The following is an 11,039-nucleotide window of genomic DNA, read 5'->3' as shown; positions in this document are numbered from 1 at the left end:
TCAAAGGCAGCCTGAAACGTCAAAGGCAGCCTGAAAAATGTTTTCAGGCTGCCCTGTCCTATCAATCCGCTTATTCCACCGTTACCGATTTCGCCAAATTGCGCGGTTTGTCCACATCGGTGCCGCGTGCCAGCGCAGCGTGATATGCCAAAAGCTGCACGGGAATGGTGTGCACAATCGGCGACAACACGCCCACATGGCGCGGGGCGCGGATAATGTGCACATGTTCCGCAGGCTCAAAATCACTGTCCAAATCGGTGAACACAAACAATTCGCCGCCGCGTGCGCGCACTTCCTGCATATTGGCTTTCACCTTATCCAGCAAGCCATCTTTGGGCGCAACCACCACCACAGGCATATTTTCGTCCACCAGCGCGAGTGGCCCGTGTTTCAACTCGCCCGCGGGGTAGGCTTCGGCGTGGATGTAAGTGATTTCTTTCAGCTTCAACGCACCTTCCAGCGCGATGGGGTAATGAATGCCGCGCCCCAAGAATAACGCGCTGGTTTTCTTGGCAAATTTTTCTGACCACGCGGCAATTTGCGGTTCAAGATTCAGCGCGTGTTGCACGCTGCCAGGTAAGGCGCGCAGTTCGTCCAAATAATCTTGCGCCTGCCCTTGGCTCACCACGCCGCGCATTTTGCCCAGCGTAACCGCCAAGCCAAACAGCGCGACCAGTTGCGTGGTAAAGGCTTTGGTGGATGCCACGCCAATTTCCGCCCCCGCGCGGGTGTAAAACACCAATTCGCTGGCGCGGGGCAGCGCGGATTCCATCACGTTGCAAATAGACAAGCTGTGTTGATGCCCCAGTGATTGCGCGTATTTCAGGGCTTCCATCGTATCCAGCGTTTCGCCCGATTGCGAAATGGTGATGATGAGCTGCTTGGGGTGGGCAATCACATCGCGGTAGCGGTATTCGCTGGCGATTTCTACGTCTGTTGGGATTTTGGCGATGCTTTCCAGCCAATATTTGCCCGTGGACGCGGCGTAAAACGATGTGCCGCAGGCAAGGATTTTGATGCTGTCAATGTTTTGCAAAACTTGCTCGGCGGTTGCGCCAAAATGGCTGGGCGCAAAGCCGCCGTCTAAAAACACTTCGGCGGTGTCGGCAACGGCGCGGGGCTGCTCGTGGATTTCTTTTTGCATAAAATGGCTGTATGGTCCCAGCTCCAACGATGCCAGCGAGAGCTCGGACGTTTTCACGGCGCGGTTTGCCGCTGCGCCTGTTTTGTCCACCAGCTTGTCAATGCCGTTTTCGCTCAACAAAGCAACGTCGCCGTCTTCCAAATAGCTGATTTTTCGCGTGAACGAAATCACAGCGGAAACATCCGATGCGATAAACGTTTCGCGCTCGCCCAAAGCAACCAAAAGCGGGCAGCCCATGCGGGCGACCACCATGTTTTGCGCGTTGTCTTGCGCCATCACGGCGATGGCATACGCGCCGTGGAAATTTTTGCAGGCAGCCTGAACGGCAGCAAACAAATCGCGCCCGTTGTGTTGGTATTCATGGTTGATGGCGTGGGCGATGACTTCGGTGTCGGTTTGCGATTCAAAGGCGTAGCCCAAGCCTTGCAGGCGGCTGCGCTCGGCTTCAAAGTTTTCAATGATGCCGTTGTGCACCACCGCAATCATGCCGCCCGAAATATGGGGATGGGCGTTGGGCTCGGTTACGCCGCCGTGGGTTGCCCAGCGGGTGTGCCCGATGCCGATGTTGCCAAACAGCCCTTTTTCCTGCGCCGCTTGCTCCATCAGGGCAACACGCCCCACACGGCGCACGCGCTTGATTTTGCCTTCACTTAACACAGCGATGCCCGATGAATCATAGCCGCGATATTCAAGGCGTTTTAAGCCATCGGTTAAAAAATTGACCACATTGTTTTGCGCACGAATTGCGCCAACGATACCGCACATAATTGTTCCTTAGTATCTACTGGTTACAAAAATTCAGGCTGCCCGACTTTCAGGCTGCCTGAAACGAATCAGCGGCGGATTATACGCATGATGATTTATCCGCGCGATAAGGTTTTCAGGCTGCCTGATGGGGGTTGCCTTATCAGTAGGTCGGGCATTTATGCCCGACAAACACGAGCCTATTTATCTCAATGCGCCACAAATTGAAAACGTCGGGCATAAATGCCCGACCTACTTAGGCTTTGCAAACGTTTTCAGGCTGCCTTTCACGTTGCACAGCATGGCAACATCAAGGCGGTCTGAAAACAGTCAAACAAGGTTTTATCACTTCACCGCATCACAACGCCAGCGCAGCAAAGCAGTAAACCGTAATCCCCGCAATCAACACATACGCCGCCGCGTAAGGCATCGCCGAGCGCAGGAACGCGCCTTCTTGCCCTTGCTGTTCGCACGCCGCAGCAGCGATGGCAATGCTTTGCGGCGAAATGATTTTGCCGCCCGTTGCGCCTACGGTGTTCGCCGCCGCCAGCCATGCTTTGTTTATGCCAATTTTATCGGCAACCGCCGCTTGCAGCTTGCCAAACAAAATATTAGACGAAGTATCGCTGCCTGTGGCAAACGTGCCGATTGCGCCCACCAAAGGAGCAAACAGCGGATACAAATTGCCCGTGGCGTTCACCAAACCATCAGCAATCACCACAATCATGCTGCTGTGGCTCATAATCGCGCTCATGGCAACCAAGCTGATGATGGTGATGCCCGATGCCTTCATTTTTTTCAACGTTGCGCCCAAAATTTGGAACTGCTTGCCCGCCGACACGCCTTGCACCAAGCCGCCGATAAACGCACCCAAAAACAGCATCAGGCCCGCGTTAGACAGCCAGCCAAAGTTAAACGTTTTGCCTTCGGCGTAAATCGGCAAGTGAATTTTGCTCACCAGCGTGGTTTTCAAAAACGCGCTAATCGGGCCAGACAGCGGGCTTGCCAACAAAATAAACACCAAAATAAAACCATAAACCGCCCACGCCTTGCCCATTTGCGCCATTGTTAGCGGCTTGGCGTTGGCATCTTTTTTCTCGGTCATTTTGGCGTACAACACAATGAACACAATACACGCGATGCTGCCCAAAATGGCAGGCGTTTCCGCGCCGATAAAATACGCCGCGCAAAATTGCACCGCCAGCGATAAGCTGCCCACCACCGCCGCTAAGATAATATTGGGCACGATGTATTTTTTAGACGCATCCGTCAGCAGCAAAATCACAAAAGGCACCAGAAACATCAAGGCAAACAGTTGCAAAATCACATCGCCCGCCAAGGCTTGCGCTTGCTGCGCGGTAACTTCCGAGCCAAACACTTCCTTTGCCAGCGTAATCACAGGCACACCCACCGCGCCAAAGCCCGTTGCCACGCTGTTGCCAATCAACGAAACCAGCGCAGCAAAGCGTGGCGAAAAGCCCAAGCCGATTAAAATCGCCGCAGGAATCGCCACCGCCGTGCCAAAGCCCGCCATGCCTTCCAGCAAGCCGCCAAAGCCCCACACAATCAGCAATACCTGAATGCGTTTATCGCTAGAAATATTGGTAAACTGTTGTTTAATCACTTCAATTTGCTTGCTTTCCAGCAAAATATTGTAGCTAAACAACGCCATTAAAATAATAATTAAAATGGGGAATACGGCTTTTAAAATGCCTTCCACAAAAGCCCAACCCACATAGCTTGCGCCATAGCCTTGCGGTGGCGCAAAACCGCTCACATTGGGCACGGCAAAAATCGCAATCAACACGGCGGATAACACCGCCAGCACTGCGCTTTTGTCGCCCGATAGCTTCACGCCTATCATCAAAACAATCAGTAATAAGATGGGAAAAATAGAGAGAAAAATGCTCATGGTTTGTTTTCCTGAATTATTAGTTATTGCTTGCCTGCCTAGCTTAGAACCATATAGGCAGCCTGAAAATGGGTTGCGCCAACATTTGGGGTAAACAATGGCTCGCTCCTGTGCAACGGAGTAGGCGCGCATTGTGTGTAATTAGATGTAGTTTGTCAATCGGTTTTGAAAAGTTTTGTTAAAATTAAACAATGCCAAAAAAGCCGAATTTGCGCCGATTATTCAGGACTGTTTATTCTAAACAGCGCATTTTATTGCTTTATCCTGCCAGATATTCCGCCTAACCCATTTTGCCAACCCGTTTTGCATTAACAAAAAATAACGAACGCCGTTTCATTAAATTACAGCATTTCATTACAAAGGCAGCCTGAAAATGCCCGAAGCCACTTTAACCGCCGATTTAGATTTAATCACCCGCTTGCTAGACCACCTTTGGCTACAAGAACGCCTGTCGCAAAACACGCTGGATGCCTACCGCCGCGACTTAACCAAAATCGCCACGCGGCTGGCAAACGCACAAGGCAGCCTGAAAACCGCCGATGCCGTGCAACTGGCGGCGGCGATTTACGTTGCCGATGAACAACCGCGCTCGCAAGTCCGCGCCTTATCCGCCTGCAAACGCTTCTACGCATGGCTGGAAGACACCGAACAGCGCAGCGATAACCCCTGCCGCGATTTGCGCACCGCCAAGCAAACGCGCAGCCTGCCGCCCATCATTACCGAGCAACACATCACCGATTTGCTCAACGCGCCCAACACCGAAACGCCACACGGCCTGCGCGACAAAGCCTTGCTGGAACTCATCTACGCCACAGGCTTGCGCGTGAGCGAAGCGGTGGGGCTGCAATTAAACGAAATCAACCTGCAAAGCGGCATGGTAAACACCATCGGCAAGGGCAACAAACAGCGCATCGTGCCAATGGGCGAAGAAGCGGTGTATTGGCTGGAACACTATCTGCAACGCGCCCGCCCCGCCTTGCTGAAAAACGCCCGCTGCGAAGCCATATTCGTGTCGCAGAAAAAAACAGGCATCAGCCGCCAACTGGCTTGGATGGCGGTTTCGCGCTATGCCGAGCAAGTGGGTCTGCCGCATATTTCGCCACACGATTTGCGCCACGCCTTCGCCACGCATCTGGTGAACCACGGCGCGGATTTGCGCGTGGTGCAAACGCTGCTCGGGCACGCCGATATTTCCACCACGCAAATCTACACCCATGTTGCCAATGAACGCTTAAAGCAAGTGGTGGATATGTTTCACCCGCGCTCAAAAGGATAGGCAGCCTGAAAACGAACAAAATACGTTTCAGGCTGCCCCAATGGCTACATCACTCCACAGCCCATCCAAAGGCAGCCTGAAAACCCAACCAGCAAATCGCGTAAATCAGACACCCGTTGCCCGACAATCGTTCAACATTTTCAGGCTGCCTACACCCCCCAATCTTCATAACAACCCTATGGCTTTCAGGCTGCCCTATCCCCCTAATAAACCAGCTAAAACGCCCCGTTTATACTTGACTAAATCACTCAGAAATAGCACAATCCCGCCCCACCAAACCACAAGGAACACGCCATGCGATTAACCACCAAAGGACGCTTCGCCGTAACCGCTATGGTTGATTTAGCCATGAACGCGCAAAACAACGCCGTGAAGCTCAACGCCATCAGCGAACGCCAAAAAATTTCGCTTTCCTATTTAGAACAACTGTTTAGCAAACTGCGCCGCGCAGGTTTGGTGGCAAGCGTGCGCGGGCCGGGTGGCGGCTATGTGCTGGGCAAACCCGCCAACCAAATCAACATCGCCCAAATCATCACCGCCGCCGAAGACCGCCTAGATGCCACCCAATGCAACGGCAAAACCGATTGCCACGGTGGCGCGCCCTGCATCACGCACAACCTATGGGAAAGCCTAAACCACACCATCCACAACCATTTAAGCAGCGTAACCCTTGCCCACCTGATTGCCCAAGACCAAACCCCAAAAGAACACGTGGTAACGCTCACCCACATTCACGTTTAAGGCAGCCTGAAAACAGCAAAACAGCGTAGAATAAAAACTTCACGCCACAAAGGCAGCCTGAAATCTACTTTTTACATAACACAACCGCAAGGAAACACACCATGACCACCCAACGCCCTATCTACCTAGACTACGCCGCCACCACCCCGCTAGACCCACGCGTGCTAGAAAAAATGTTGCCCTATCTCACCGATAAATTCGGCAACCCCGCATCCAGCAGCCATGCCTATGGCTGGGAAGCCGAAGAAGCCGTAGAAGAAGCCCGCGCCAACATCGCCGCGCTCATCAACGCCGACCCCAAAGAAATCATATTCACCAGTGGCGCAACCGAATCCGACAACCTTGCCATCAAAGGCGCAGCCCAGTTCTACAAAACCAAAGGCAAACACCTGATTACCATCAAAACCGAACACAAAGCCGTGTTAGACACCATGCGCGAAATGGAACGCCAAGGCTTTGAAGTAACCTATTTGGGCGTGCAAGAAAACGGCTTAATTGATTTGGAAGAGCTCAAAGCCGCCATCCGCCCCGACACCATTCTGGTTTCCGTGATGTGGGTGAACAACGAAATCGGTGTCATCCAAGACATCCCCGCCATCGGCAAACTCTGCCGCGAACACAAAATCGTGTTCCATGTGGATGCCGCCCAAGCCTGCGGCAAAACGCCCGTGGACGTGGAAGCAGGCAATATTGACCTGCTATCCATGTCTGCCCACAAAATCTACGGCCCCAAAGGCATCGGTGCACTGTACGTCCGCCGCAAACCCCGCGTCCGCCTCGAAGCCCAAATGCACGGCGGCGGACACGAGCGCGGCTTTCGCAGCGGCACCTTGCCCACCCACCAAATCGTTGGCATGGGCGAAGCCTTCCGCCTTGCCAAAGAAGAACTCGAGCAAGACATGGCGCACTACCGCAAACTACGCGACATCTTCCTCAAAGGCATCGAAGGCATCGAAGAAGTCTATATCAACGGCGACCTCAAACACCGCGCCCCGAACAACCTGAACGTCAGCTTCAACTTCGTCGAAGGCGAAAGCCTGATTATGGCCGTGAAAGAACTCGCCGTATCCAGCGGCTCCGCCTGCACCTCCGCCTCGCTCGAACCCAGCTACGTCCTGCGCGCGCTCGGCCGCAACGACGAACTGGCACACTCATCCCTACGCATCACCTTCGGTCGCATGACCACCGAAGAAGAAGTTAAATTTGCAGCAGAACTGATTAAATCCAAAATCGGCAAACTGCGCGAACTGTCGCCGCTGTGGGAAATGTTCAAAGACGGGATTGATTTGAACTCGATTGAATGGGCGGCGCATTGATTACTGTACTTTATTGTGTAGGTTGAGTGCTTAAACCAAATTTTAGTGGAAATATTATTTATTACTAGTGAATAAAAAAGGGAGTTGAATTATGTCCAATAAGACATGTTTTGTTGTTATGGCAATAGGAAATCAACATCATAACGGACAAACCATTACAGCTGAAGATTTAAAGGCAAGATATGACAACCTGATTAAGGAAGCCATCTTAAAAGCCCGTCCTAGTATCGAAGTTACACGGGCTGATGAAGTTTCAGCGATGGGGACAATTACAACTGATATAGTACAAAGAATAATGTATTCTGATTATATTATTGCGGATGTTAGTTATCCTAATCCTAATGTGTTTTATGAACTTGGATTAAGGCATGCGTGTAAACCAGGTACTATCATTATTAAGGACAAAGATGCAAAAGTTCCTTTTGATATTGCATCGTTAAGATATATTGAATATGAAAATTCAACACAAGGATTAAAAGATTTATCTAACAAACTTTTGCAAACATTCGATAACTTTGATCGAGATAATAATAGACCAGACAACCATTTCCTAGAAGTTGCAAAATTAACTTCCTTTAAATTTCCTGAATTCTTTAAAGAAGACCCATTGGAGGTACAGTTCATGATGTCATTACTTCAGTCTCCAGAGCTAATTGATTTATTTTCAAAACAACAACGTGGAGAAGAAGTTGATCCTAGCGAAATAGTGCAATCTCTCTCAGCTCATCCAAATATTTTAAAACTTGTTTTAAAATTAATGTTGCAATCTGGGGAACTAAATCTATTACCTAAATAAGCTATAGAAAATAAAAAATGTAGACTAGATTGAAAATCTAACAAGCCCATCAATCCACCCGAAACGTTAGGCTTGACAACCCACTCCATTCAATCCACACATTAAAAACAAAAAAGGTCGTCTGAAACCTCAAAAAGACCTTTTCAGACGAACTAAAAGCCACCACATTAAAATCAAGGATACAAAACCATGAACGAACGAGATTTAGATTTGGACAATCTCAACAACCTGCTTGAAATTTTTGACGGCGTTACCGTGGAAGGCGGTGTCGATTCCGAAAACGACGACGGCTGCGAAGGCGGCGCGTGCAAAATTTAAAGGCAGCCTGCAATGAAACACCTGTTCTTAACGATTATCGGCGCAACCGCGCTGGCCGCCTGTGCCACGCCCGACCACACGGATACGCGCCCCGAAGCCCGCACGCAGAAATCATCCGCGCCTTATGTGCGCACGCACAAGCAGCTGGATGGGCAAATCAAGGTGGAAACCGTGACCCCGCAACCGTAGGCGCAACAAGCAGCCTGCACCCCAAAAATTTTACTAACCCGCTAAAAATACAAGGAAACACATCATGGCATACAGCGACAAAGTCATCGACCATTACGAAAACCCCCGCAACGTCGGCACGTTCGACAAAGACGACAGCGACGTCGGCACCGGCATGGTGGGCGCGCCCGCCTGCGGCGACGTGATGCGCCTGCAAATCAAAGTGAACGACCAAGGCATTATTGAAGACGCCAAATTCAAAACCTACGGCTGCGGTTCCGCCATTGCCTCATCCAGCCTGATTACCGAATGGGTGAAAGGCAAAAGCCTGGACGACGCGCTGGCGATTAAAAACAGCGAAATCGCCGAAGAATTGGAACTGCCGCCCGTGAAAATCCACTGCTCGATTTTGGCGGAAGACGCGGTGAAAGCCGCCGTGGCGGACTACAAAAAGAAAAAAGGCGCTTAACATGGCCGGCGGCTGGGCACCCGACGGCGCGGAACAGGCGCAAATCGATGCTAATTTGGACGACGCGTTGGCTACCGCACGGCAAAACCTGCCCTCTGGCGAAAGCGCACGCGAATGCGCCGAATGCGGCGAGCCGATTCCCGAAGCCCGCCGCCGCGCCCTGCCCGGCGTGCAGTTGTGCATTGCCTGCCAAGAAGAGGCAGACAAGCAACAGCGTTTTCAGGCTGCCTACAACCGGCGCGGCAGCAAGGACAGCCAGCTGAAATAGGCAGCCTGAAACCAATAAATCCATAGCAACCCAGTTTTTCAATTTACAGAAAGGGCTTCAAAATGACCGATACCCTGATTATCAACGCCCATCCCAATCCGCATTCATCCATGTCCGCCATCAACCGCATGGTTGCCCACCTGCTGGCCAAGTTGCCTGCAGGCAGCGTGCAAACCGTTAATCTGGCGGAAACCGACATCCAGCCGTTGGACAAGGCTGCGGTGGAAATGTTTATCGCCACCGTGTTCCAAAGGCAGCAACCGAATGCGGAACAGGCAGCGTTATTTGCTCGGATGATGTCGGTGGTGAAGCAAGTGAAATCCGCCCGCCGTCTCGTTATCGCCTATCCGATGTACAACTTCAGCATCCCCGCCCGCCTGAAAGACTGGCTGGACAATCTGGTCGTGGCCGGCGAAACTTTCCGTTTCGGCGAAGACGGCGCACCGCAAGGCCTGATGGGCGCGCACAAAGTGCTGCTGTTGCAAGCCAGCAGCATCGTTTATTCCGCAGGTCCGATGGCGCAGATGGATTTCGCTTCAAGCTACCTGAAATCCCTGCTCGGCGGCTTCTTGGGTTTCGCTTCTGTGGACACCGTCCGCGCCGAAGGTACATCGGGCGATAATCGGGAAGCAGCGGTTCAACGCGCCTGCGCCGACATCGATGCCGTGTATGACCGCTTCGCCGCCTAACGGTTTTCAGGTAGCCTGTCTCAAAAAAACCTGCCGACACCAATACGGAACAAACCCATGTTTACCCCCGAAGAAACCCAATCCCTGCTCGCCGAAAAAGGCATCGGCAAAACCGTGCTGCAACGCCTGCAACAAATGGGCTTGGACGATGTGGCCAAGCTCGCCGCCGCCAATGTGGACGATATGCTGCAACAGGGCGCGGCGCTCACCGGCAGCACCTGCTGGAAAACAATCCGCAGGCACGCGCCGCCATGCAGGCTGCCGTGGATTGGGCAAAGCGGCGGCAGGCAGCCTGCACTGTCAAAATCTGTTATCATTCAAATTTATAACCATCCTCGAAAGGAAAAATCATGAACGAAAAATCCATCAAAATCCTGTCCGTTGTCGCCACCATCACCGCCGTGTGCATGTATGTGGCCTATATCCCGCAAATCCAAGCCAATCTGGCCGGCGCGAAAGGCTCGCCGTGGCAGCCGCTTGCCGCTGCCGTGAACTGCACGCTGTGGGTGGCATACGGTCTGTTTTTAAAACCGCGCAACTGGCCGATTATCGTTGCCAACTTCCCAGGCGTAGTACTGGGCATTGTGGCATTCTTTACCAGCCTGTAAACGCATAAACCGCAGGCTGCCGCCCTCCAAAAGCAGCCTGCACCCACCCGCAACTTCATTCATCATCACGAGGAAAACACCATGATTACGATTACCTCAAATGCCGCCGACCACATCCGCAATTTCATCGCCAAACGCGGCAAAGGCGAAGGCGTACGCATCGGCGTGAAAACCAGCGGCTGCTCCGGCATGGCCTACACGCTGGAATTTGTGGACGACATCCAGCCTGAAGACCAAGTGTTCGAGCAGGACGGCGTGAAAGTGTTTGTGGACCCGAAAAGTTTGGTTTACTTGGACGGCACGCAGGTGGACTTCGCCAAAGAGGGCTTGCAAGAGGGCTTTAAATTTGAGAACCCCAATGCAAAAGAAAGCTGCGGCTGCGGGGAAAGTTTCCACGTTTAAGCGCATGGGGATATAAAAGGCAGCCTGAAACGCCAAATCATCGTTTCAGGGCTGCCTTATTTGCGTGGATTGAATAGCTGGCTAAATCATCCAAACACCGCCCCCATCAAACCGTGCTGCATACGCCATCAAATTGAGACCTTTGCAAAAAAGCCTTTCCTTCGACAGCCGAAACCCAAACACAGGTT

General features: G+C 52.1%; 14 protein-coding genes and 1 pseudogene. 12 read left to right on the top strand and 3 right to left on the bottom strand.

Annotation, left to right across the window (positions count from 1 at the left end; genetic code table 11):
* Positions 1–70: 70 nt before the first annotated feature.
* The 3 genes from glmS to Q4A85_RS12800 form a co-directional block, all read right to left on the bottom strand.
* Positions 71–1,909: a glutamine--fructose-6-phosphate transaminase (isomerizing) gene (gene glmS / locus Q4A85_RS12810; RefSeq protein ID WP_303110967.1), complete on the bottom strand. Its 1,839-nt coding sequence runs from the start codon at positions 1,907–1,909 to the stop codon at positions 71–73.
* A 33-nt stretch (positions 1,910–1,942) separates the two neighbouring features.
* Positions 1,943–2,080 (bottom strand): hypothetical protein, encoded by a 138-nt coding sequence (locus Q4A85_RS12805; protein ID WP_303110965.1) that lies wholly within the window; start codon positions 2,078–2,080, stop codon positions 1,943–1,945.
* Positions 2,081–2,246: 166 nt separating this feature from the next.
* Positions 2,247–3,800: an L-lactate permease gene (locus Q4A85_RS12800; RefSeq protein ID WP_303110963.1), complete on the bottom strand. Its 1,554-nt coding sequence runs from the start codon at positions 3,798–3,800 to the stop codon at positions 2,247–2,249.
* A 373-nt stretch (positions 3,801–4,173) separates the two neighbouring features.
* Here Q4A85_RS12800 and xerD point away from each other — a divergent pair, with 373 nt between their 5' ends.
* The 12 genes and pseudogenes from xerD (at position 4,174) to iscA (ending at position 10,851) form a co-directional block, all read left to right on the top strand.
* On the top strand, positions 4,174–5,076 hold the full coding sequence (gene xerD / locus Q4A85_RS12795; protein ID WP_303110961.1) for a site-specific tyrosine recombinase XerD: 903 nt from the start codon (positions 4,174–4,176) through the stop codon (positions 5,074–5,076).
* Positions 5,077–5,370: 294 nt separating this feature from the next.
* A complete protein-coding gene (locus Q4A85_RS12790; RefSeq protein ID WP_303110959.1) occupies positions 5,371–5,817 on the top strand; it encodes a Fe-S cluster assembly transcription factor in 447 nt (148 codons plus the stop codon).
* Between the two features lie 101 nt (positions 5,818–5,918).
* Positions 5,919–7,133: an IscS subfamily cysteine desulfurase gene (locus tag Q4A85_RS12785; RefSeq protein ID WP_303110958.1), complete on the top strand. Its 1,215-nt coding sequence runs from the start codon at positions 5,919–5,921 to the stop codon at positions 7,131–7,133.
* A gap of 91 nt (positions 7,134–7,224) precedes the next feature.
* A complete protein-coding gene (locus Q4A85_RS12780; RefSeq protein WP_303110956.1) occupies positions 7,225–7,929 on the top strand; it encodes a hypothetical protein in 705 nt (234 codons plus the stop codon).
* Between the two features lie 189 nt (positions 7,930–8,118).
* Entirely contained in the window at positions 8,119–8,247 is a 129-nt protein-coding gene (locus Q4A85_RS12775; protein WP_303110955.1) for a hypothetical protein, read from the top strand.
* 12 nt (positions 8,248–8,259) lie between these two features.
* Entirely contained in the window at positions 8,260–8,436 is a 177-nt protein-coding gene (locus tag Q4A85_RS12770) for a hypothetical protein (protein WP_303110953.1), read from the top strand.
* A 64-nt stretch (positions 8,437–8,500) separates the two neighbouring features.
* Positions 8,501–8,884, top strand: a complete 384-nt coding sequence (iscU, locus tag Q4A85_RS12765) for a Fe-S cluster assembly scaffold IscU (RefSeq protein ID WP_303110951.1) — start codon at positions 8,501–8,503, stop codon at positions 8,882–8,884.
* Position 8,885: 1 nt separating this feature from the next.
* Entirely contained in the window at positions 8,886–9,152 is a 267-nt protein-coding gene (locus tag Q4A85_RS12760; protein ID WP_303110950.1) for a DksA/TraR family C4-type zinc finger protein, read from the top strand.
* 62 nt (positions 9,153–9,214) lie between these two features.
* On the top strand, positions 9,215–9,841 hold the full coding sequence (locus tag Q4A85_RS12755) for an FMN-dependent NADH-azoreductase (protein ID WP_303110949.1): 627 nt from the start codon (positions 9,215–9,217) through the stop codon (positions 9,839–9,841).
* Positions 9,842–9,898: 57 nt separating this feature from the next.
* A pseudogene (locus tag Q4A85_RS12750) lies at positions 9,899–10,170 on the top strand (recombinase RecA).
* 21 nt (positions 10,171–10,191) lie between these two features.
* On the top strand, positions 10,192–10,449 hold the full coding sequence (locus Q4A85_RS12745; protein ID WP_303110948.1) for a SemiSWEET family transporter: 258 nt from the start codon (positions 10,192–10,194) through the stop codon (positions 10,447–10,449).
* A gap of 81 nt (positions 10,450–10,530) precedes the next feature.
* The gene (iscA, locus tag Q4A85_RS12740; protein WP_303110946.1) at positions 10,531–10,851 is read left to right on the top strand and encodes an iron-sulfur cluster assembly protein IscA; all 321 of its coding nucleotides are present in this window, start codon (positions 10,531–10,533) and stop codon (positions 10,849–10,851) included.
* The last annotated feature ends 188 nt before the right edge of the window (positions 10,852–11,039 follow it).

It is taken from the genome of Kingella sp. (in: b-proteobacteria) (assembly GCF_030527935.1).
Taxonomy (GTDB): Bacteria; Pseudomonadota; Gammaproteobacteria; order Burkholderiales; family Neisseriaceae; genus Kingella_B.
This window is presented reverse-complemented; position numbering and strand designations above follow the sequence as displayed.